This is a genomic window from Variovorax sp. DAIF25 (assembly GCF_050711835.1).
Classification (GTDB): Bacteria; Pseudomonadota; Gammaproteobacteria; order Burkholderiales; family Burkholderiaceae_C; genus Variovorax.
On record NZ_CP136636.1, the window covers coordinates 171,964 to 192,928 of the forward strand.

Annotated in this window: 19 protein-coding genes; 9 read left to right on the top strand and 10 right to left on the bottom strand. The window is 70.5% G+C overall.

The window, feature by feature from the left end:
* Window positions 1-53: 53 nt before the first annotated feature.
* Window positions 54-1,253: an AGE family epimerase/isomerase gene (locus tag R0232_RS00840; RefSeq protein WP_431510957.1), complete on the top strand. Its 1,200-nt coding sequence runs from the start codon at window positions 54-56 to the stop codon at window positions 1,251-1,253.
* 6 nt (window positions 1,254-1,259) lie between these two features.
* Here R0232_RS00840 and R0232_RS00845 read toward each other — a convergent pair whose 3' ends face one another.
* On the bottom strand, window positions 1,260-2,201 hold the full coding sequence (locus tag R0232_RS00845) for a glutaminase (protein ID WP_208511028.1): 942 nt from the start codon (window positions 2,199-2,201) through the stop codon (window positions 1,260-1,262).
* 13 nt (window positions 2,202-2,214) lie between these two features.
* Window positions 2,215-3,117: a DMT family transporter gene (locus R0232_RS00850; protein ID WP_431510958.1), complete on the bottom strand. Its 903-nt coding sequence runs from the start codon at window positions 3,115-3,117 to the stop codon at window positions 2,215-2,217.
* Window positions 3,118-3,287: 170 nt separating this feature from the next.
* Between R0232_RS00850 and R0232_RS00855 the strand changes: the two genes are divergently transcribed.
* Window positions 3,288-3,614, top strand: coding sequence for a DMT family transporter (locus R0232_RS00855; protein ID WP_431510959.1), 327 nt, complete (start codon window positions 3,288-3,290; stop codon window positions 3,612-3,614).
* A 19-nt stretch (window positions 3,615-3,633) separates the two neighbouring features.
* Here R0232_RS00855 and R0232_RS00860 read toward each other — a convergent pair whose 3' ends face one another.
* Genes R0232_RS00860 through R0232_RS00870 form a run of 3 tightly spaced genes read right to left on the bottom strand, consistent with a single transcriptional unit; the run spans window position 3,634 to window position 5,600 of the window.
* Window positions 3,634-4,140, bottom strand: a complete 507-nt coding sequence (locus R0232_RS00860) for a BON domain-containing protein (protein WP_208511031.1) — start codon at window positions 4,138-4,140, stop codon at window positions 3,634-3,636.
* Window positions 4,137-4,646, bottom strand: coding sequence for a flavin reductase family protein (locus R0232_RS00865; RefSeq protein ID WP_431510960.1), 510 nt, complete (start codon window positions 4,644-4,646; stop codon window positions 4,137-4,139). Before R0232_RS00865 ends, R0232_RS00860 begins: the two co-directional genes overlap by 4 nt.
* A 30-nt stretch (window positions 4,647-4,676) precedes the next feature.
* Window positions 4,677-5,600 (bottom strand): LysR family transcriptional regulator, encoded by a 924-nt coding sequence (locus R0232_RS00870; RefSeq protein WP_431510961.1) that lies wholly within the window; start codon window positions 5,598-5,600, stop codon window positions 4,677-4,679.
* Between the two features lie 114 nt (window positions 5,601-5,714).
* Here R0232_RS00870 and R0232_RS00875 point away from each other — a divergent pair, with 114 nt between their 5' ends.
* Entirely contained in the window at window positions 5,715-7,706 is a 1,992-nt protein-coding gene (locus tag R0232_RS00875; protein ID WP_431510962.1) for an alkyl/aryl-sulfatase, read from the top strand.
* 7 nt (window positions 7,707-7,713) lie between these two features.
* On the opposite strand, the gene R0232_RS00880 is transcribed toward R0232_RS00875, so the two are convergent.
* Complete coding sequence (locus R0232_RS00880) at window positions 7,714-9,915, bottom strand: DUF6351 family protein (protein WP_431510963.1); 2,202 nt, start codon at window positions 9,913-9,915, stop codon at window positions 7,714-7,716.
* Between the two features lie 187 nt (window positions 9,916-10,102).
* On the opposite strand from R0232_RS00880, the gene R0232_RS00885 reads away from it, so the two are divergent.
* Window positions 10,103-10,993 (top strand): helix-turn-helix domain-containing protein, encoded by an 891-nt coding sequence (locus tag R0232_RS00885; protein WP_177239346.1) that lies wholly within the window; start codon window positions 10,103-10,105, stop codon window positions 10,991-10,993.
* A gap of 18 nt (window positions 10,994-11,011) precedes the next feature.
* On the opposite strand, the gene R0232_RS00890 is transcribed toward R0232_RS00885, so the two are convergent.
* Window positions 11,012-12,040, bottom strand: a complete 1,029-nt coding sequence (locus R0232_RS00890; RefSeq protein WP_431510964.1) for an SDR family oxidoreductase — start codon at window positions 12,038-12,040, stop codon at window positions 11,012-11,014.
* A 64-nt stretch (window positions 12,041-12,104) separates the two neighbouring features.
* Between R0232_RS00890 and R0232_RS00895 the strand changes: the two genes are divergently transcribed.
* Window positions 12,105-13,118, top strand: a complete 1,014-nt coding sequence (locus R0232_RS00895) for an AraC family transcriptional regulator (protein ID WP_208510995.1) — start codon at window positions 12,105-12,107, stop codon at window positions 13,116-13,118.
* Here R0232_RS00895 and R0232_RS00900 read toward each other — a convergent pair.
* Window positions 13,115-14,344, bottom strand: coding sequence for a nucleoside recognition domain-containing protein (locus R0232_RS00900; RefSeq protein WP_431510965.1), 1,230 nt, complete (start codon window positions 14,342-14,344; stop codon window positions 13,115-13,117). The genes R0232_RS00895 and R0232_RS00900 overlap by 4 nt on opposite strands.
* 108 nt (window positions 14,345-14,452) lie before the next feature.
* Between R0232_RS00900 and R0232_RS00905 the strand changes: the two genes are divergently transcribed.
* The 4 genes from R0232_RS00905 to R0232_RS00920 all read left to right on the top strand — a co-directional run bounded on the left by R0232_RS00905 (window position 14,453) and on the right by R0232_RS00920 (window position 19,645).
* Window positions 14,453-16,039 (top strand): phospholipase D family protein, encoded by a 1,587-nt coding sequence (locus R0232_RS00905; RefSeq protein WP_431510966.1) that lies wholly within the window; start codon window positions 14,453-14,455, stop codon window positions 16,037-16,039.
* Window positions 16,040-16,165: 126 nt separating this feature from the next.
* On the top strand, window positions 16,166-17,329 hold the full coding sequence (locus R0232_RS00910; protein WP_431510967.1) for an ABC transporter substrate-binding protein: 1,164 nt from the start codon (window positions 16,166-16,168) through the stop codon (window positions 17,327-17,329).
* A gap of 134 nt (window positions 17,330-17,463) precedes the next feature.
* A complete protein-coding gene (locus R0232_RS00915) occupies window positions 17,464-18,948 on the top strand; it encodes a sensor domain-containing diguanylate cyclase (protein ID WP_431510968.1) in 1,485 nt (494 codons plus the stop codon).
* An 82-nt stretch (window positions 18,949-19,030) separates the two neighbouring features.
* On the top strand, window positions 19,031-19,645 hold the full coding sequence (locus R0232_RS00920) for a TetR/AcrR family transcriptional regulator (RefSeq protein WP_431510969.1): 615 nt from the start codon (window positions 19,031-19,033) through the stop codon (window positions 19,643-19,645).
* 13 nt (window positions 19,646-19,658) lie between these two features.
* Here the strand turns inward: R0232_RS00920 and R0232_RS00925 are convergent, their stop codons facing one another.
* Both R0232_RS00925 and R0232_RS00930 read right to left on the bottom strand, forming a co-directional pair.
* Window positions 19,659-20,063 carry a phage holin family protein gene (locus tag R0232_RS00925; RefSeq protein WP_093343829.1) on the bottom strand — a complete coding sequence of 135 codons (405 nt, stop codon included), beginning with the start codon at window positions 20,061-20,063 and terminating at the stop codon, window positions 19,659-19,661.
* Window positions 20,064-20,146: 83 nt separating this feature from the next.
* On the bottom strand, window positions 20,147-20,953 hold the full coding sequence (locus R0232_RS00930) for a metallophosphoesterase (protein ID WP_431510970.1): 807 nt from the start codon (window positions 20,951-20,953) through the stop codon (window positions 20,147-20,149).
* Window positions 20,954-20,965 lie beyond the last annotated feature (12 nt).

Genomic DNA, 20,965 nt, shown 5'->3' on the forward strand with positions numbered 1-20,965 from the left:
TGCTGATAGCCTGAGGTGCCGCGCTCAGCCACCGCAACCCAGCCCTTCTCGCCATGCCCGACTTCCGCTCGCCCGAATTCCTGATCGGCCACGTGCAGCACACGCTCGCGTTCTACGACGGCCGCAGCCTCGACCCGCACGGCGGCTTCTTCCACTTCTTCAAGGACGACGGCACGGTCTACGACCGCCGCACGCGCCACCTGGTGAGCAGCACGCGCTTCGTCTTCAACAACGCCACCGCCTGGCGCCGCTTCGGCCGGCCCGAGCACCTGGCGGCGACGCGCCACGGCCTCGCGTTCCTGCACCACGCCCATGCGCATCCGCAGGGCGGTTACCTGTGGGAACTCGACTGGCACGAGGGCCGCGCGCAGGTGCGCGACGGCACCCACTATTGCTATGGTCTGGCCTTCGTGCTGCTCGCGCATGCGCATGCCGCGATGGCCGGCGTGGACGAGGCACGCGCGGGCATCGAATCGACCTGGCAGCTGCTCGAGCGGCATTTCTGGGAGCCGCGCCACCAGCTCTATGCGAACGAAGCCACTGCCGACTGGGCGGTGTCTCCCTACCGCGGCCAGAACGCCAACATGCATGCCTGCGAGGCGATGATGGCGGCCTTCGAAGCCACGGGCGACGCGAAGTACCTCGACCGCGCGGCGACGCTGGCGCAGGCGATCGCGCTGCGCCAGGCCGACCTGACCGGGGGCAGGGTCTGGGAGCACTTCCACGAGGACTGGTCGGTCGATGCCGACCACAACCGCGGCAACCGCGCCGACATCTTCAAGCCCTGGGGCTTCCAGACCGGCCACCTGACCGAGTGGGCCAAGCTGCTGCTGCAGCTCGAGGGCCTGCTCGCCGGCCGGGGCGTGGAGACCGGCTGGATGCTGCCGCGCGCGCAGTCGCTGTTCGAGGCGGCGATGCGCCACGGCTGGGACGCCGAGTTCGGCGGCCTGGTCTACGGCTTCGATCCCGAGGGCGCGCTCTACGACGGCGACAAGTACTTCTGGGTGCAGGCAGAGAGCTTCGCCGCCGCCGCGCTGCTCGCGGTGCGCACCGGCGAGCCGCGCTACTGGGACTGGTACGACCGGATCTGGGACTACGCCTGGCGGCACATGGTCGACCACGAGCATGGCGCCTGGTTTCGCATCCTGTCGCGCGACAACCGCAAGCTCGGCGACGAGAAGAGCCCGGCCGGCAAGACCGACTACCACACGATGGGCGCCTGCCACGACGTGCTGCGCGCGCTCGGCGCCTGAAGCAACTCAGAACACCGACAGCCCGGTGCGCGCCACGAACATCTCGAGCGCCTTCATGCCCAGCAGCGAGTTGCCGGTGGCATCGAGCGCGGGCGACCACACGCTGAGCGTGAGCCGGTCGGGCACCACGGCCACGATGCCGCCGCCCACGCCGCTCTTGCAGGGCAGGCCGATCGAGAAGGCCACGTCGCCCGCGGCGTCGTAGGTGCCGCAGGTGAGCATCAGCGCGTTGATGCGCCGGGTCTGGCGCTCGCTGGTGATCGCGGCCTCGCCGTCGATCGGGTGCGCGCCGTCGCGGCACAGGTAGCCGGCGGCGCGCGCGAGCTGGCGGCAGCTCATGCGCAGTGCGCACTGGTGGAAGTAGGTGTCGAGCACCTCGGTCACGTCGTTGTCGAGCTTGCCGAAGCTCTTCATGAAGTTGGCCAGCGCCACGTTGCGAAAGCCGGTCTCGGCCTCCGAGCGCGCGACCTCCTCGTCGAAGCCCACGGGCTCGCCCGCCAGGCTGGCCATGAGCGCGAGGATGCGCGCCTTGGCGCTGCCGCCCTCGGCGCGCGCATGGCTCACGAGCCGGTCGGCGACCGCGATCGCGCCGGCATTGATGAAGGGGTTGCGCGGCTTGCCCTGCTCGTTCTCGAGCTGCACCAGCGAGTTGAACGGATTGCCCGAGGGCTCGCGGCCGATGCGCTCCCACAGCGCGTCGCCCACGGCCTGCATGGCGAGCGTGAGCGTGAACAGCTTGGACACGCTCTGGATCGAGAACGGCGTGTCGGCATCGCCGGCCGCGGCCTCCTCGCCGTCGCAGGTGCGCAGCGCGATGCCGAACTGCCGCGCGTCGACGCGCGCGAGCGCCGGGATGTAGCTGGCCACCGTGCCGGCCTGGCCCAGCAGCGGTTGCATCGCGGCCGCGATCTCGTCGAGCACGGGCTGGAATCGGGTGGATGTCGCCATGTCGCTCGTTCCTTCAGGCGCGGCGCGCGCCGCCGCGGTTGACCAGCACGATGCCCATCGCCACGCCGGCCAGCGCCACCACCAGCTGCGGCGTGAGCGGCTCGGACAGCAGCAGCACGCCGAACACCAGCGCGAACAGCGGCGTGAGGAAGGTGAAGGAGGACATCTGCGTGGCCGGGTAGTGGCGCAGCATCCACATCCACGCGAGGTAGCTCGCGAAGGCGCCGATCACGGTCTGCAGCGCGATCGAGCTCCAGGCCCAGGCCGAGTAGTGCGTGCCCCAGGTCTCGCCGAGCAAGAGCGAGATCACGGGGCAGACCGCGGCCGTCACGGCGACTTGGTAGAACAGCGTCTTCTCGGCGCTCGCGGTGGCGAGCCGGGTGGCGCGCAGGGTCAGGGTGGTCAGGCCCCACAGCATGCCGGCGGCGAGCGCCAGCGCATCGCCACGCAGTTGCGACGAGGAGGTGTGGCCGAAGCCTTCGCTGAAGGCCAGCACCACGGCCGCGAAGGCGATCGCGAGCCCGGCCCACTGCAGGCCGCGCAGCCGCTCGGCCGGCACCCAGCGCGGCAGGAACAGCGAGACCCAGAACGGCGCCGTGTAGAGGAACACCGTGAGCCGCGAGGCGCTGGTGAGCTGCAGTCCCAGGTAGATGCCCGCGAACTCGCCCGCGAACAGCAGCCCCGCGAGCAGGCCGCCGGGCAGCGTGCCGTCGCGCTCGAACAGCGGCACCTTGCGCCAGGCGCACCACAGCCCCAGCAGCACGACCGCGCCGGCCATGCGCATCGAGGCCTGCCACATCGGCGGCACCTCGGCCACGGTGGTCTTGATGAGGATCTGCTGCAGGCCCCAGAAGGCGCAGCAGACGACGAGCAGGCCGATGGCGAGCGCGTCGAGGTGGGTTTTTCTCTGGATCATCTGTTGTTCGTTCTTCGCAAGGCGGCCCGCCCGCATCGCGCGGCGGCGCCGACGATCCTAGCGCGCGGGCGCTTCCCCGCTACCATCCAGGTTTCGTTCCCGGGTACCGCCCCTCCCGTTCCTGGTTCCGCGTCCGGTATAGATGCGGGGCCCGGGAGGCATGCATGGGCATGCGGAATTTTTCGTGGCTGCTGCTCGCGGCCAGCATCGCGGCGGAGGTCGTCGGAACCATCGCGCTGCGTCACGCCGACGGCTTCACGCGCGCACTGCCATCGGCCGTGGTGGCGGCGGCCTATGCGCTCGCGATCTGGCTCATGGCGCTGGCGGTGCGGCAGCTCGAGGTCGGCTTGGCCTATGCGGTCTGGGCCGGCGCCGGCACCGCGCTGATCGCCGTCTGCGGCGTCTTGCTGTTCGGCGAAGCGGTCACGCTCGCGCGCTGCCTCGGCGTGGCGATGATCGTGCTCGGCGTGGTGGTGCTCCACCTCGACCCGCGCTGAGGCGACCCGCGCCGAGGCTTCAGCGCCCCGCGACCGGGTACGGCGGCTTGCCGCGCGTGCCCACCATCAGGTCGGGCACCACCGCCTCGACGTCGGGCAGCGCGCGCGCCGCGCGTTCGAGCTGGCGCGCCAATGCGGGCGAGGGCACGCAGCCCTGCAGGTAGACCCAGCGCCGCTGCACCATGACCCACACGCTGCCCCGGCGCAGGCCCGGCACCGCCTCGAGCGCGGCACGCACCTTGGGCGCGAGCGGCTTGTCGTAGCGGTAGGCGTTGCTGTCGCTGCATTTGCCTGCGAGCCAGCAGCTGGTGCCGCGCTCGAGCCGCGAATGGATCTGGATGCGGCGCTCCTCGGCCGTGTAGAACGGGCCTTCGGGTTCGGGGCAGCCCGGCAGTCCGGCCGAGACGCGGAAGAAGGGATCGTCGAACCAGTTCTGCTTGGCAGGCGAGGCGGCGTCCTGCGCGCTCGCCGCATGCGGCGCGGCAACGGCGCACAGCAGGGCGAGCACCGGCGCCGCGTGCTTCACAAGGGATGTTCCGTGTAGAAGCGGCCGCCGTGGAACAACAGCGGCGAGGCGCCGGCGTCGTGGCTGCAGCGCTCCACCTCGCCGACGAAGATCACGTGGTCGCCCTCGTCGTAGCGGCTGCGGTTGAAGCACTCGAAGCTCGCCGCGGCGCCCGCGAGCACCGGCGCGCCGCCCAGGCCCTCGGTGAAGTCCACGTCGGCCCAGCGGTCGATGTCCTTGGTGGCGAAGCGCTCGGCCAGCGTCTTCTGGCTGGCCGCGAGGATGTTCACCGTGTAGTGCGAGCCGGCCCGCAGCGCGGCCATCGAGGCGGCGCTGCGCGACAGGCTCCAGAGCACCAGCGGCGGCGACAGCGAGACCGAATTGAAGGAGTTGGCGGTGAGCCCGACCAGCGTGCCGTTGGCCGCGCGTGCCGTGACGATGGTCACGCCGGTGGCGAACATGCCGAGCGCCGCGCGGAATTCAGCGGACGAGAAGGTGGGCGGCTGGGCGCGGCGCAAGGTGGTCACGAAGGAGCGGGAACGGTGGAGGGCAGGGGGCTATTCTGGCGCACCCGTCTTTCCCGCCCCCGGCGCGGCCGACATCACCTCGGTCACGAAGCGGGTGTAGGCCGCCGCGGCCGGCGAGGGCGTGCGGCCCGCGAGCGTGACCAGGCCGTAGTGGGTGCGCATGCCTTCGAGGCCCGCGATGGGCAGCGGCACCAGCGGCTGGGTCTCGTGGCGGAAGGCCGGCGCATCGGGCGCCAGCACCACGGCGCGCGCCGTGAGCGCGAGATGGCGCAGGGTGCCGGTGTCGTCGCAGACCAGGTTGAACACGCCGCGGCCGGCGCGCTTCGCCTGGCGCTCGAACTGCGCGGCCACGCGCGCGGGCAGCCTGGGGCCGGCGACCGGGTAGTCCATCGCCTGCTCGAGCGTGACCGAGGCCAGCCTGCGCAGCGGATGGCGCGGCTGCACGAAGAACGAGACCGGCACGTCGGGCAGCCGCATGGTCTCGAGGCCGCCCTGGCGCGCGAGGTCGCGCGTGTCGGCGATGAACAGGTCGATCTCGCGCCGGTGCAGCCGCTCGGCCAGGGTGGCGGTGTCGGCCACCTCGGTGCGCACCGAGAGCTGCGGATGCCGCTGCACCAGTAAGGTGAGCGCCGCGCGCCCGAGCATGCCGGCCGCGAACGGCCCCAGGCCCACCTGCAGGCTGCCGGCGGCCAGGCCCTCGAGCTGCAGCACGTCCTCCTTGAGCTGGCGCGCGTCGATGAGCAGTTCGCGGGCGCGCGCCAGCACCAGCTCGCCGGCCTGCGTGAAGCGCACCGTGCCGTAGGCGCGGTCGATCAGCCGGACCTGCAGGCCCTCCTCGAGTGCCTCGATGCTGCGCGAGAGCGCGGGCTGCGAGAGGTGCGAGGCCTGGGCCGCGCGGCTGAAGCTGCCCTGCTCGGCCAGGGCGACGAGGTGCTGGAGCTGGCGCAGCTGCATGGCGATCTTGTGTTTTTCTTCAAATCGATCGACGTATTTTGCATTTGCCAATGGTTTGGGGGCTGCCCAGAATCGCGCCACTTTCCAGCTTCCAGCTTCGCGCCAGGCCGCACCATGCATCTCCTCCACGTCCTTCCACGCGCGCATCGCGCCACCGCCGCCTGCGCCGCGCTGACCTGCGCCATGGCCTTCGCGCAGCCGGCAACGCCCCTCGCGCCCAAGCCGCCGGAGCCCGCCACGCTGGCCGCCAACGCCGAGTTCGCGAAGACGCTGCCCTTCGCCGACCGGCGCGATTTCGAGGACGCGATGCGCGGCTTCATCGGCACCGTGCCCGACGCGCTGGTGCCCGGCGCCGGCGAGCGCCCGGCATGGAGCATGAAGCCCTACGGCTTCCTGCAGGCCGACGCGCCGGCCGACAGCGTCAACCCGAGCCTGTGGCGCCAGGCGCAGCTCAATGCGATCCACGGGCTGTTCCGCGTGACCGACCGGGTCTACCAGGTGCGCGGCTTCGACATCGCGAACATGACCATCGTCGAAGGCGACAGCACGCTGATCGTGATCGACCCGCTGCTCGCCGCCGAGACCGCGCGCGCCGCGCTCGCGCTGTACTACCTGCACCGGCCGCGCAAGCCGGTCGGCACCGTGGTCTACACGCACGGCCACGCCGACCACTTCGGCGGCGTCAAGGGCGTGGTCGACGAGGCCGACGTGGCGGCCGGCAAGGTGCAGGTGATCGCGCCCTCGGGCTTCATGGAGACCGCGGTGGCCGAGAACATCCTCGCGGGCAATGCGATGAGCCGGCGCTCGCAGTACCAGTTCGGCTCGCTGCTGCCGCCCGGCGTGCGCGGCCAGGTCGACACCGGGCTGGGCAAGGCGCTGGCGCGCGGCACCGTCACGCTGATCGCGCCCACCGCCACCGTCGACAAGCCGACCGAGGAGCGCACCATCGACGGCGTGCAGTTCGTGTTCCAGCTCGTGCCGGGCTCGGAGGCGCCGTCCGAGATGCTGATGTACCTGCCGCAGTTCCGCGTGCTCGACATGGCCGAGGACGTGACGCACACCATGCACAACCTCTACACCATCCGTGGCGCCGAGGTGCGCGACGGCAGCCTGTGGTCGAAGTACATCGACCAGGCGCGCGTGGCCTTCGGCGACAGGACCGACGTGCTGATCGCGCAACACCACTGGCCCACCACGGGGCGCGAGCGCATCGTCGAGCTGCTGAAGAAGCAGCGCGACATGTACAAGTTCATCAACGACCAGTCGCTGCGGCTGCTCAACCACGGCTACACCGCGGCCGACATCGCCGAGACCCTGCGCATGCCCGCGAGCCTCGAACAGGAATGGTCGGCGCGCGGCTACTACGGCACCCTGCGGCACAACGCGAAGGCGGTCTACCAGAAGTACCTGGGCTGGTACGACGCCAATCCCGCCAACCTGAATCCGCTGCCGCCCGTGGCCCAGGCCCGCAAGACGATCGAGTACATGGGCGGCGCCGAGGCGGTGATCGCGCGCGCCCGCGGCGATTTCTCCAGGGGCGAGTACCGCTGGGTCGCGAGCGCGATGAGCCAGGTGGTCTATGCCGATCCCTCGAACCGCGCGGCGCGCGAGCTCGGCGCGGACGCGCTCGAGCAGCTGGGCTACCAGTCGGAGGCCGGCACCTGGCGCAGCGCCTACCTGGTGGGCGCGATGGAGCTGCGCAACGGCGTGCCGAAGATCCCGTCGGGCGGCACCGCCAACGCCGACACGCTCAAGGCCGTGAGCAACGACCTGTTCTTCGACTACCTCGGCGTGCGCCTCGATGCCGCGAAGGCCGAGGGCAAGCGGCTGGTCATCAACTGGAACTTCACGGATTCGAAGCAGCAGTTCGTGCTGACGCTCGAGAACTCGGCCCTGACCCACATCGCCGGGCGGCAGCCGGATGCCGACGCCACGGTGACGCTGAGCCGCGCCACGCTCGACGCCGTGACGCTGAAGCAGACCAGCTTTCCGGCCGCGGTGCTGGCCGGCAAGGTGCGCATCGAGGGCGATCGCGCGAAGCTGGCCGAGCTGATGGCGATGCTCGACAGCTTCGAGCCGATGTTCCCGGTGGTGGAGCCGCGATGAACCCGGCTCAGGGCAGGTCGGGCAGCGGCATGCCGCCGACGACGACCTGGCCCAGCGTGTCCAGGTAGGTCTGCCAGAAGCGCGTGGGCTGCTGGCCCTTGCCGGGCCGGCCGAAGTCGCACACGCCGGTGGGGAAGGCGGCCTTCAGGCGCGACCATTGCGCGTCCGAGAACACCACCGTGCCGTAGCTCGCGCGGTCGAGCGGCGCGAGCTGGCACTCGAGCACGTCGCCCGTGATGGCCTCGCCGGCCGCCATGCGCGTCGAGCCGTCGGCCAGGCCGGTGCATTCGAGCATCGAGAGCCCCGTGCCGTCGGCGCTGCCGCAGCGGTCGTTGGCGCTGGCGGGGCGATGGGCGATCACCTTCCGCGCGAGCGGCGTGGCGCCGCCGTCCCGCTCGATCGCGCCGAGCCAGGCATCCATCGTGTCGTAGGCCTCGCGCTGGCTGCCGGCCTGGTACCAGATCGCCTGGTTGGCGTGGCCGCCGTTGGCGCGGTCGAGCCGCGCGCGCAGGGTCCACGAGCGGTGCTGGTGATGGATGCCGCTGATGTCGAGCGTGCGGATGTCGATGATCGCGACCTGGCCCAGGCCGTTGGCCTGGTTGAACGAGCCCGAGCGGTACGAGGCCTCGATCGCGCCCGGGTCGGCCGCCACGCGCGGCGCCTGCAGCGCGTAGTCGATGGTGTGCGAGCCGATGTTCGCGTTGAGGTCCACGAACTGCTCGGCGCTGATGCGGCCCGCCTTCAGCGCGAGCAGGCCGTACTGCAGGCCCACGTTCGAGTAGGGCCGGTTGGCGAAGCCGTCGGGCCGCTTGCCGAAGATCGAGATCGCCGAGTCGGCCGAGGTGCAGCGCGCGCCGCCCGGGTTGAAGGTGGCGTCGTAGCGCGCGCCCGGGGGCGCGTCGCAGCCGCCGAGCGCGGTGGGCGAGGTGCCGGGAAGGTTCGCGATGTTGGTCGCGTAGGGGTTCAGGTTGTTGTTGAACTTGTAGAAGTCGATCCACTCGGTGCACACGGCGGTGTTCAGGTGGCCCGAGGCGGCGGCCTGCTGGTCGGGCGTCCACGCGGTGGCGGTGCGGCCGAAGTAGTTGCGCAGCAGCGCGCAGTCCTCGACCTCGTTGCCGGTCGATCCCGCGTCGGGGAAGGAGGCGCCGACGATGATCCCCTGGTAGAGGCCCGGGTAGGCGTTGGCCATCCACTGCTGGGCGATCGCGCCGCCCGAGCTGCCGTAGCCGAAGGTGTAGCGCAGCTCGCCGTAGGCCTCGACGATGCGCTCCTTGGCCATCATCGTGGCCTCGGCCTGCACGGCGATGTTGCAGTTGTGGCCCGAGTCGTTGAGCGATACGGCCAGCACCGCGAAGCCGCGCGAGAGCGCATCGCGGTCGAGCACGCGCTGCGAGGACAGGGCGTTGGACTGGCCGTAGCCGTTGCCGCAGCCCGAGCCATGCTGGATCAGCAGCTTGCGGTTCCACGCGGCCTGCGGCTGCCATGGCGCCCAGGGCTTCGCGGGATCGAACAGCACCGCCACGTCGTAGTAGTCGCGGTCCTGCACGCCGGTCTCGATGCGCACCACGAAGGGCACGGTGCGGCCCTGGTCGGTGGTGGTGGTGGCGATGTCGGCCGGCGGCCGGGCCGGGTCGTAGGGCTGGAAGCCCGCGACGGCCGGATCGCTCGACAGGTACTTGAAGCCGTAGCTCACGGGGCGGTTGCAGTCGGCGTCCTGCGCACCGGCATCGCAGGCCCAGGGCTGGATCTGCGGGCCGTAGAGGATGCGCCCGCCGTTGGCGTGGTTGGTGATCACTAGCGACGACAGCGCCGTGTCGCCGGCGCGCGCGCTCAGCAGGTGGCGGCCCTCGCTCATGCCGGTGAGCAGCCCCATGAAGCGCTCGCCGGGCCGCATCGCGAACGCGGACGACACGTCGGTGCCGTCGAGCTCGATGCGCAGCGCGCTCGCCGCGATGCCCGCGGCCGGCACGATCTCGATCAGCGCGTCGCCGCCGCTGACGAGGTCCGCGCGGTTCGACAGCACCTTGATGTCGGCCGCCTTGGTCGTCGTTGCGGGCGGCTGCGCGGGGTTGCCCGTGCTCGCGGGTGGAAGGCCCGCGAAGCGCGCGCCGCCATCGCCGCCGCCGCAGCCCGCGAGCAGCGCGCCGCCGCCGATACACCACGCCGCCAGCAGCACGCCGCCGCGGCCGCTCCATGTCTTCTCGCTCATCGTGTCTCCAGGTATTGATTGGCGGCGCGATGCTAGGCAGCGCGCGCGGCCATGGCTTCCACGAAACGGCGCGGCTTTTCAGAATCTTGCAATTGCTTGCGGGCGCTGCGGGCAAACCTGCATGCCCGCGGCGGGCCGCGCGTCGGACACTCGTGCCTTCCTTCCCCGACAGAAAGACAAGACGCCCGTGCAGACCTTCGCCGAGCGATTCGACACCACGACCGCGTCCCGCACGAAGTTCGAACCCGAGGCGGTCCTGCTGCAGGACCAGGGCCTCTGGCCCGGGCTGCGGCTCGAGGAGTGGCGCGGCTCGGGCGGCGAGATGCCCGAGACCGTGCTGTTCCAGCACGGCGTGATGCTCCATCACGAGGCACTGACCTCCGCGCGCATCCACTGGTCGGGGCATCGGCCGGTGACGGGCGACTTCGCGCCGGGCAGCTTCGGCATCTTTCCCGCCGGGCTGTCGTACAGCGGGCATGCGCGCGGCCGCTGGCGCGGCGTGGTGCTGGGTCTGACGCCGGGCCTGGTGCAGGCCGTCTCGAGCTCGCCGGGCGCGAGGACGGTCGAGCTGGTGCCGGGCAACGGCATCCGCGACGGCTTCGTCTGGCAGGCCAGCCTCGCGCTCGCCGCCGACATCCGCGAGGGCTATCCGGGCGGCGCGATCTACGGGGAAAGCATCGCGGTGGCGCTGGCGGCCTACCTGCGGCGGCACCATGCGGCCGATCCGCGGCTGCAGGTCGAGCGCATCGAGGCCGGCGACGCGCTGCGCCGGCGCGTGCAGCAGTTCATCCTCGACCAGTTGCAGGAGAAGCTCACGCTCGCCGAGATGGCGGCCTTCGTGCAACTCGATGTCTATTCGTTCGCGCGCTGGTTCAAGCGCGCCTTCGGCATGCCGCCGCACCGCTACCTGATGGCCGCGCGGATCGCGCGCGCGCGGACGCTGCTGCTGCGCACCGAGCTGAGCCTGGTCGAGATCGCGCTGCAGTGCGGCTTCAGCAGCCAGAGCCACCTGTCGAGCGCGTTCCGGCGCTTCGCCGGCATCGCGCCCGGCAGCTACCGGGCGCGCGGGAGGGAATGAGGCGGCGGCGTGCGCCGCTCACGCCTTCAGCAGCTGGAGCCGCACCAGGCTCTCGGCCGTGGCGACGATCGCCTCCTCGGCCGAGCGCGGATTCCATCCGAGCAGCCGCCGGGCCTTCTCGCTGGTGGCGTTCATGTTCACGCCGAGCATCGGCACGACGGCCTTCATGCGCGAATCGGTCTTCGCGCCGAGCCGCACCAGCCAGTTGGGCAGGGCCCGGGTCGACACCTTCTGTGCCGCCGCGCCCATGCGCTCGCGCAGGATGCCCGCCACGTCGGCCAGCCACAGGCTCTCGCCCGCGATCGCGAGGAAGCGCTCGCCCTTGCCGGCCGGATGCGTCATCGCGAGCAGGTGCAGGTCCGCCACATCGCGCACGTCGACGAAGCCCGAGTTGATCCTGGGCGAGCCCGGCTGGCCGTCCATCATTCCCTTGATGATCTGGATCGAGTGCGAGAAGTCGGCACCGAGCGCGGGGCCCAGCACCGCGGTCGGGTTGACGGCCGCGAGCTCGAGACCGCGGCCTTCCTTCTCGACGAAGGCCCACGCGGCGCGTTCGGACAGCGTCTTCGACCGCTGATAGGGCGCGACATCGCCCGCGAGGTTGCTCCAGTCCTCTTCATTGAAGGGCCGGCCCATCGGCCCATGGCCGACGCCGACCGCGCCGAAGGCCGAGGTGAGGACCACGCGCTTGACGCCCGCATCGCGCGCGGCGCGCAGCACGCGAAGGTTGCCGTCGACGGCCGGCCGGACCCAGTCCTCGTCGGTGGCATAGCTGCCCGATGGCGTGGGCGAGGCGCCGTGGATCACGTAGGTGCATCCCTTCGCGGCCTCGGCCCAGCCGGCGTCCGCGCCCAGGTCCGCGACCACGAAGCCCAGCCGCTCGCCCGGCTCGGCGCCGCCCGTCCTGAGGTGCTCGCGGACTTCCGCTTCCCGTGCGAGCGTGCGCACCGTCGTGCGGACGCGAAATCCCTGGGCCAGCAGCGCGAGGACGCAGTGCTGCGCGATGAAGCCGGTGCCGCCGGTGACCAATACCAAAGCCTGTTCCATGTCCGTTCCTTGTTCGTCCGTGATGCGAGATGGGGAACGATATTTCGAGGGGGTCGGACTGTGAATGCTTGGGAGTACGCTTTGCTTGCGCGATAGTACGAAGATGAGCGCCGATCCCTTCTCCGACATCCTCAAGCTGACCCATGCGCAGAGCCTGGTGACCGGCGGCTTCACGGCCGGCGGCACCTGGGCCCTCCGTTTTCCGGCGCCCGACAAGATCAAGTTCTTCGCCGTCGTGAAGGGCCACTGCTGGGTCCGCATCGAAGGGGAGCCCGAACCCGCGCGCTTCGAGACCGGCGACGTGGGGCTGCTGTCGGCGCATCGCTGGTCGATCCTGTCCAGCGATCCCGAGGCCGAGCCCGTCGATGCCATGGGCCTGTTCTCGGGCGCGGGCCGCTCCTCGGCGCAGCTCGGCGACGGCAGCGAGTTCGCGCACATCGGCGGCCACGTGCTGCTCGATCCGGTCAGCGGGCCCTTGCTGCTGAATGCGCTGCCGCCGTGGATCCATGTCCGCGCGTCGGCGCCGCAGGCCCCGGTGTTCCGCTGGCTGCTCGATCACCTGATGGAGGAGCGCACGCAGGCACAGCCGGGTGCGCAACTCGCCGCGGCCCAGCTCGCGCAGCTGCTGTTCATCCAGATCCTGCGCGCGCACCTGGGAACCTCGGGGCCGCTGGTCGCGGGCTGGCTGCGCGCCCTGAGCGAGCCGCGCATCGCGCCGGCCCTGCGGGCGATGCACGACGATCCGGCGCGCGCCTGGCACCTGGAGGAGCTGGCCAGCGCCTGCGCCATGTCGCGCACCACCTTCGCCTCGCACTTCAAGGCCGTGGCCGGCATCGCGCCGCTGGGCTACCTGACCGAGTGGCGCATGCGCCTGGCCGAGCGCGCCCTCGGCGAGGACGACACGCCGGTCGCGCTCGTGGCGCAGAGCCTGGGCTACAGCTCCGAGAGCGCCTTCAGCAATGCGTTCAAGCGCGTCACCGGGAGTTCGCCGACGGCCTACCGGCAGGCGCTGCGCGCGGGGGCGGGCCGTGCGGCGGTGGAACTGCCGGGCCGCGAGGCGGTGCCGCAGGAGTCCTAACCGAAGAACCAGTAGCAGACCGCGATCGCCGCGACCACGCCGGCCAGCTCGGCCAGCAGCGCGCAGGCCACCGTGTGCCGCGCGCGCTGGATGCCGACCGCGCCGAAGTACACGGCCAGCACGTAGAAGGTGGTCTCGGTGCTGCCCTGGATGGTGGCGGCCGCGAGCGCGGGGAAGCTGTCGACGCCCTGGCTCTTCATGGTCTCGATCAGCATCGCGCGCGCCGCGCTGCCCGAGAAGGGCTTGACCAGCGCGGTCGGCAGGGCGTCGACGAAGCGCGCGTCGAAGCCGCCCGCATGGACCAGCCAGCGCACGCCCTCGAGCGCGAGGTCGAGCGCGCCCGAGGCGCGCAGCACGCCGATCGCGCACAGCATCGCGACCAGGTAGGGCAGCAGGTTCTTCGCGATGTCGAAGCCTTCCTTGGCGCCCTCGATGAAGCATTCGTAGACCTTCACGCGCTTCAGCGCGCCGGCCAGCAGGAAGGCGACGAGCACGCCGAACAGCGTGAGGTTGCCCAAGAGCGAGGAGAGCGAGGCGATGGCCGCGGCCGAGAGCGTGCCCAGCAGCGCCATGAAGCCGCCGAGCAGCAGCGCGCCGGGCAACAGGTAGGCCAGCACCACCGGGTCCCACAGCTTGAGCCGCTGCACCGCGGCCACCGACAGCAGCCCGACCAGTGTCGAGGCACTGGTGGCCAGCAGGATCGGCAGGAACACCAGCGTGGGATCGGCCGCGCCCTGCTGCGCGCGGTACATGAAGATGGTGACCGGCAGCAGCGTGAGCGAGGAGGCGTTGAGCACCAGGAACAGGATCTGCGCGTTGGTGGCCGTGACCGGGTCGGGGTTGAGCCGCTGCAGCTCGCGCATCGCCTTCAGGCCGATCGGCGTGGCGGCGTTGTCCAGGCCGAGCGCGTTGGCCGCGAAGTTCATGGTGATCAGGCCCAGCGCTGGATGGCCGGCCGGCACGCCGGGCATGAGCCGGCGGAACAGCGGGCCGAGCATGCGCGCGAGCCAGGCCACGAGGCCGGCCGCTTCGGCGATGCGCAGGAAGCCCAGCCACAGCGTGAGGGTGCCGAACAGCAGCACCATGACCTCGACCGCGAGCTTGGCCATCGCGAACAGGCTCTCGACCAGCGCCGCGAAGACGGCCGGGTCGCCGCCGAGCAGCCAGCGGCCGAAGGCGGCCAGCGCCGCCACCAGGAAGAAACCCAGCCACAAGCCGTTGAGCACTCTTTTCTGACCCCTTTTCTTAGCCTTCTCTTACCCCTGCATGCGCCGGTGTCGCCGCGCCGATCATAGGGGTGACGTTCGTCACCGCAGCGAGCTACATTTCGAGCCATGCCCGCCACCTCGCTCCGCCGCCTTGCCGCGCTCGCCCTGTGCGCCGCGGCCGCATGGATTTCGGGTTGCGCGAGCCTGCCGCCACCGCCGCCCGACAAGCCGCCGACGCTGGCCTTCACCGACGTGACGCAGACCGAGCTGGGCCAGCTCGCCTACAAGGACGCGCCGGGCGGCAGCGAAACCCCGCTGTCGGGCTTCCGGCTGCTGCCCGAGGCGGCCTTCGCCTTCGACGCGCGCATCTCGCTGGCGCGCCACGCCGAGAAGTCGCTCGACGTCCAGTACTACCTGATCGAGAACGACGACGTCGGCCTGCTGTTCCTCAAGGAGCTGCGCGAGGCGGCCGCGCGCGGCGTGCGCGTGCGCCTGCTGGTCGACGACCTCTACACCGGCGGCGCCGACGAGGTCTTCAGCACCTTCTCGGCCTTCCCGAACGTGGAGGTGCGGCTGTTCAACCCGCTGCCCTCGCGCTCGAGCTCGCTGGCCACGCGGCTGGCGCTGTCGATCACCGACTTCGGCCGCATCAACCACCGCATGCACAACAAGCTGCTGATCGCCGACAACAGCTTCGCGGTCTCGGGCGGGCGCAACATCGCCAACGAGTACTTCATGCGCAGCACCGCGGCGAACTTCATCGACATGGACGTGATCTCGTGCGGCCCGGTGGTGCGCCAGATGTCGGACGGCTTCGACCGCTACTGGAACAGCCCGCACGTGCGCCCGATCGAGAACATCGCGCCGCTGGCGATGACGCCCGAGGCGGCGCAGCGCCGCTTCGACGAGATCGCGCGCACCGCGGTGCCCGACGTGCCGATCCGCCCGCGCGACATCCTCGACAAGTCGCCGGTGGGCGAGCAACTGCTGACCGGCAAGCTCGACCGCTACTGGGCGCCGTTCACGCTGTTCGTGGACGACCCCGAGAAGATCACGCGCAAGCCCGAGCAGGCCTACCGCGGCAGCGTGACCGAGGGCGCGCTCGGCGTCATCGACTCGGCGCAGCACGACGTGAAGATCGCCTCGCCCTACTTCATCCCGGGCGCGCGCGGGATGGCGCAGATGAAGAAGAACATCGCCTCGGGCGCGCGCATCACGGTGATCACCAACTCGCTGGGCGCCACCGACGAGCCGCTGGCCTACGCGGGCTACGAGCGCTACCGCGCCGACATGCTGAAGATCGGCGTCAACATCTTCGAGATCGCGCCGCTGCTCACCGGGCGCTCGGGGCAGTTCGGCGACTTCGGCAAGACCATCAGCCGGCTGCACGCCAAGCTCGCGATCGTGGACGACGAGCGCTTCTTCGTCGGCTCGATGAACCTCGACCACCGCTCGGCCGCGGTCAACACCGAGATGGGGCTGGTGATCGACAGCCCCGACATGGTCAACGACTACGACCGGCTGATGCGCACCACCGCGCGCGTCAACATCGGCTATCGCCTGCGGCTGGGGCCCGACGGCCGCCGCGTGCAGTGGCTCGAGTACGACGACGCGGGCGGCGACATCGTCCACGAGGACGAGCCCGGCGAGTTCATCTGGCTGCGCTTCAAGAACTGGCTGCTGCTGCCGATCGTGGGCGAAGAGCTGCTCTGACGCGCCGCGGCGGACAGGGCGGCCGGCCTGTCATTCCGGTGCGAACGGCGTGAGTTACATTCCTGGCAAAAGTGTGAAGTTTTGTCACCAAGACATCGCCAGGATGTCGCCAGGGAGCCCCGAACCATGACCGTCGCGACGCCGCGCGTGCCGCCATCCCCCGTCCTGCCCACCGGCCGCCGCCAAGCCCTCGGCCGTCTCGCGGCCACTGCCTTCGCCGCGGGCCTGGGCCTGCCGGCCTTCGCGCAGAACCGGCCGCTGCGCATCGGCGCCACCTTCGACAGCAGCAGCGTGGAGAAGGTCAACGGCCAGGGGCTGTTCCAGGGCTCCTCGGCCTTCTTCGCGGCGATGAACCGCGCGGGCGGCTTCAACGGCACCAAGGTCGAGCTCGTGATGGCCGACGACCAGTTCAAGCCCGAGCTGGCCAAGGCCAATGCGCTGGCCTTCGAGAAGGACGCCTCGGTGCTCGCGCTGCTGCATCCGCTGGGCACGCGCCCGTCCTCGGAGGTGATGGACGCGGTGCCGGGCATGGCGGTGGTGGGGCCGCTGACCGGCACCGTCGCGCTGCGCAGGAAGAACGCGCCCAACACCTTCTGGGTGCGCGTCAACTACGCGCAGGAGATCGATAAGCTGGTGAGCACGGCCCGGGTGCTGGGCCAGGACCGCATCGGCCTCGTGCACTCCGACGACCCGCTGGGCCAGTCGCTGCTGGCGGCCTTCAAGGCCTCGCTCGCGAAGGCGAAGCTCGAGCCGGCCGTGGTCGCGACCACGCCCAACACCACCAGCATGGAGGTCGGCCCGGCCGCCACGGCCATCGCCCAGGCGAAGCCGCAGGTGGTGATCGTCGGCCTCGCGGGCACGGCGCCGGTGTTCCTCAAGGCGCTGCGCGAGGCGGGCGGCAACAGCTCGGCCTACGGGCTGTCGATCACGGCGAGTTCGCTCGGCGCGCTCGGCGAGCTGTCGCGCGGGCTGGGCTTCACGATCGTGGTGCCTTCGCCGAACGCGACCAAGTTCGAGATCGTGCGCCGCTACCAGGCCGACATGGTCGCCAACGGCACGCGCGAGTTCTCGCTCGCGAGCCTCGAGGGCTACGTGAATGCCGCCGTGCTGGCCGAGGGCATGCGCCGCGCCGGGCCGTCGCTGAATCGTGCCTCGGTGCTGCAGGGGCTCGAGCGCATCGAGGGCTTCGACCTCGGCGGCCTGAAGCTGAACTACGGCCGTGCGAACCGCGAAGGCGGGAATTTCGTGGACGTGGCGGTGATCGGAAGCCGCGGCCAGATGCTGAGCTGAGCCGGGCCGGTAGTGGCGGGCGGCAGGCAGAATCCCCGGTCGCGGGATGCGCCATGGTGTCTTGGCAGGGTAATAATTAGGTTTTAGTCCGCGCTGCCCCGCTTGTCCCGCCTCTTCTTTCGAAAGCTTCACGGATGGACCTGACCGACGCGACCGATGCCGCTCCCGTCGACGACCTCGACGCCACCTTCGACCTGGCGCCGGTCTCGCTCTGGATCGAGGACTACAGCGCGCTGCGGCGCATGCTCGACGGCTGGCGCGCGCAGGGCGTGACCGACCTCGTCGCCTTCCTGGCCGAGGACCCGCAGCGGGTGCGCGACTGCATGGCCTCGCTGAAGGTGCTGCGCGTGAACCGCCACACGCTCGAGCTGTTCGCGGCCGAGAGCCAGGCGCAGTTGCTCGGGTCGCTCGACAGCGTGTTCCGCGGCGACATGTCGGCCACCGTGGTGCACGAGCTCGACCAGCTCTGGCGCGGCCAGATGCGCTTCGAGAGCGAGACCGTGAACTACGCGCTCGACGGCCGCCGGCTCGACGTGCGGGTGCGCGCGCGCGTGTTGCCGGGCCACGAGGAGCACTGGGACCGCGTGCTGGTCGCGCTCGACGACGTGACCGAGCGCGTGGCGGCCCAGCGCCGGCAGGCCGAGAGCGAGCGCTATGCGCGCAGCCTGTTCGACCACTCGCCGGTGTCGCTGTGGGTGGAGGACTTCAGCGCGGTGCGCGGCCTGCTCGACAACCTGCGCGCGCGCGGCATCACCGACTTCGCCACCTTCCTCAAGGTGCATCCCGAGTTCGTGACCCGCTGCATGCAGGAGATCCGCGTCATCGACGTGAACCACGAGACCCTGCGCATGTTCGGCGCGCCCGACCTGCGCACCCTGCTGGGCAGCCTGTCGCGCATCTTCCGCGACGAGATGCGCGAGTCCTTCGCCGAGCAGCTCAACGACCTGTGGAACCACAAGACGCTGCAGCAGCGCGAGGTGATCAACTATTCGCTCTCGGGCGAGCTGCTCAACATCCACATGCAGTTCGCGGTGCAGGAAGACCGGCTCGACAGCTGGGACCTGGTGCTGGTCTCGCTGGTCGACATCACGGCGCGCAAGAAGGCCGAGGCCTACCTCGAGTACCTGGGCAAGCACGACGTGCTCACGCAGCTGTGCAACCGCACCTTCTACACCGAGGAGCTCAACCGCCTGGCGCGCAAGGGGCCGTGGCCGGTGTCGATCGTGGCGATCGACCTCAACGGCCTGAAGCAGCTCAACGACCAGGAAGGCCACGCCGCCGGCGACACCATGCTGCGCCGCATGGGCGAGGTGCTCGACAAGGCGGTCGACACGCCGTCCTGGCCCGCGCGCATCGGCGGCGACGAGTTCGCGGTGCTGATGCCGCAGACCGACGAGCGCGGCGCCGAGGCGATGCGCGAGCGCATCCTCGCGCTGCTGGAGCTCAACAACCAGTTCCATGCCGGCCAGAGCGGCCATGCGCTGAGCCTGGCGATCGGGCTGGCGACCTGCCACGCGGGCGATTCGCTCGAGGCCGCGCTGCAGCGCGCCGACCGCGCGATGTACGCGGACAAGGCACAGCACTACAAGGACAGCGCGCACGAGCGCCGCGGCGCCTGAGCCCCGGGGCGGAACTTCAGACTGCTTGGTAATTCGGCACGCGCGCCGTATGCCGGATGACGCGCGAGACTAGAATTTCGGCATGACCGTTCCGACCGCCAAGCCTTCCTTCAAGGCGCAGATGCTGGCTGCGCGGGAAGAGGCCATCGTGCAGACCGCCAACCGGCTGCTGGCGCAGAAGGGTTTCGAGTCGATGACGGTCGACGAGGTCGCGGCCGCGGTGGGCATCGCCAAGGCCAGCCTCTACAAGCATTTCCCGAGCAAGGAAGACCTGGCGGCCGCCGCGATGGTGCGGCTGATGCAGCGCACGCTCGACATGCTCGCGGCGCTGCCGGCCGAGGAGCCGCCGATCGGCAAGCTGCGCACCACGGTGCGCTGGGCGCTCGAGCTGCAGCTCGCGGGCGAGATGCCCACGCTGCCGCACCAGAACTCCAGCCTGCGCGCGACCCTGCTGGGCAACCGCGGCTACATCGACCGGCTGGTGACCATCAGCGACACCCTCGGCGGCTGGATCCAGGCGGCCCAGGCCGACGGCTCGATGAATCCCAAGCTGCCCGCGATCGGCGTGCTCTACACGCTCTATGCGCGCGGCTGCGATCCGGTGCTGGGTTTTCTCCAGGGCGGCGGGCAGCACAGCGACGCGCAGATCGTCGAACTCGTGCTCTCGACCTGCTTCGACGGGCTGGCCGCGCGCTGAAGCGCGGTGCTGGCTAGAGCCAGTTGCCGGTGCCTTGCGGCATCTGGATCGTGGTGGCCGGATCGCTGCCGCCGACGAAGGCGCCGATCAGGATGCTGAGGATCGAGACGAACAGGCTCGCGAACAGCGCGGTCCAGAAGCCCGAGACCCGGAAGCCGCGCACCAGCGCCGCCACCAGCAGGATCATCAGCGCGTTGATCACCAGCAGGAACAGGCCGAAGGTCACCAGCGTGAGCGGCAGGGTCAGCACGATCAGCAGCGGCTTCACGACCGCGTTCGCCAAGCCCAGCAGCAGCGCCGAGATGATCAGCGCGCCGGTGCTCTCGAAGCTCAGCCCCTTGAAGATGCGGCTGGCGACCCAGAGCGAAAGCGCGGTGATGGCCCAGTGGATGAGGAAGGGTGCGAGGTTGTCGAGCATGCGCGGGCGGCGAGAGGCCGAAGGGCGGTGGTTGGAGGAGTGCGGGCCATCATATCGGCGGCATCACGGCGGCTTTGTCGGACTCAGCGGATCTCGATCAGCAGCTCGGGCCGGAAGCCCTCCTGCTCGCCCTTGCTGCGGTAGCCCAGCGGATTGGCGACCACGCGGCAGCCGTCCTTCACGTAGTCGAAGGCGCAGTGCAGGTGGCCGTGCAGCCAGAGGCTGGCCTGCGGCAGCAGCTCGTCGAGCGAATTGCAGAAGCCCGCGGTGCCGGGCGTGAGCCCGTAGCGCGGGTCGGCGCTGGCCAGCGAAGGCGCGAAATGGGTGATCGCGACCGTGGTGCCGTCGAAAGGCCGGGCCAGTGCCTCGCGCAGCCAGGCTTGGCATGTGAGCCCTTGCTCTCGCAGTTCGGCCGACAGGAAGGGCACGCCATTGCGCCGCGAGGACATCTTCTCGAGATAGAAATCGGCCGCGCGCATCGCCTTGCCGCGCTTCTTGAGCGCCTCGGCGAGGCCGTCGGTGGGCGTCACCAGGGCGTCGAAATCGGCCCACAGCGTGGTGCCGATGAAGCGGATGCCCTCGATCACCAGCGTTTCGCGCTCGAGCCAGAGGATGCCGAGCTCCTCGCACAGTGCACGCAGCCGAACGTGGGTCTCGTCGAAATCGAGGTTGTCGTACTCGTGGTTGCCCGGCACGTAGATCACGGGCGTCGGCCAGCCCTTCTTGGGCGAGAAGCGGCCGAGGCCGAAGTCGGGCTCCTCCAGGCGCGAGCCCTCCTGGTAGGAGCCCACGTCGCCCGCGAGCACCAGCAGGTCGGCGCCCGGCACGGGCTCGGCGTGGAAGCGCGGGTGGGATTCGAGATGCAGGTCCGAGAGCAGCTGCAGTTTCATCAGGGTTTCTAT

Excerpts from the sequence above, each read along its gene's own strand:
- R0232_RS00840 (WP_431510957.1), top strand. The coding sequence starts at position 54 with ATGCCCGACTTCCGCTCGCCCGAATTCCTGATCGGCCACGTGCAGCAC.
- R0232_RS00845 (WP_208511028.1), bottom strand. The coding sequence starts at position 2,201 with ATGGCGACATCCACCCGATTCCAGCCCGTGCTCGACGAGATCGCGGCC.
- R0232_RS00850 (WP_431510958.1), bottom strand. The coding sequence starts at position 3,117 with ATGATCCAGAGAAAAACCCACCTCGACGCGCTCGCCATCGGCCTGCTC.
- R0232_RS00855 (WP_431510959.1), top strand. The coding sequence starts at position 3,288 with ATGCGGAATTTTTCGTGGCTGCTGCTCGCGGCCAGCATCGCGGCGGAG.
- R0232_RS00870 (WP_431510961.1), bottom strand. The coding sequence starts at position 5,600 with ATGCAGCTGCGCCAGCTCCAGCACCTCGTCGCCCTGGCCGAGCAGGGC.
- R0232_RS00875 (WP_431510962.1), top strand. The coding sequence starts at position 5,715 with ATGCATCTCCTCCACGTCCTTCCACGCGCGCATCGCGCCACCGCCGCC.
- R0232_RS00880 (WP_431510963.1), bottom strand. The coding sequence starts at position 9,915 with ATGAGCGAGAAGACATGGAGCGGCCGCGGCGGCGTGCTGCTGGCGGCG.
- R0232_RS00890 (WP_431510964.1), bottom strand. The coding sequence starts at position 12,040 with ATGGAACAGGCTTTGGTATTGGTCACCGGCGGCACCGGCTTCATCGCG.
- R0232_RS00895 (WP_208510995.1), top strand. The coding sequence starts at position 12,105 with ATGCTTGGGAGTACGCTTTGCTTGCGCGATAGTACGAAGATGAGCGCC.
- R0232_RS00905 (WP_431510966.1), top strand. The coding sequence starts at position 14,453 with ATGCCCGCCACCTCGCTCCGCCGCCTTGCCGCGCTCGCCCTGTGCGCC.
- R0232_RS00910 (WP_431510967.1), top strand. The coding sequence starts at position 16,166 with ATGACCGTCGCGACGCCGCGCGTGCCGCCATCCCCCGTCCTGCCCACC.
- R0232_RS00915 (WP_431510968.1), top strand. The coding sequence starts at position 17,464 with ATGGACCTGACCGACGCGACCGATGCCGCTCCCGTCGACGACCTCGAC.
- R0232_RS00920 (WP_431510969.1), top strand. The coding sequence starts at position 19,031 with ATGACCGTTCCGACCGCCAAGCCTTCCTTCAAGGCGCAGATGCTGGCT.
- R0232_RS00925 (WP_093343829.1), bottom strand. The coding sequence starts at position 20,063 with ATGCTCGACAACCTCGCACCCTTCCTCATCCACTGGGCCATCACCGCG.
- R0232_RS00930 (WP_431510970.1), bottom strand. The coding sequence starts at position 20,953 with ATGAAACTGCAGCTGCTCTCGGACCTGCATCTCGAATCCCACCCGCGC.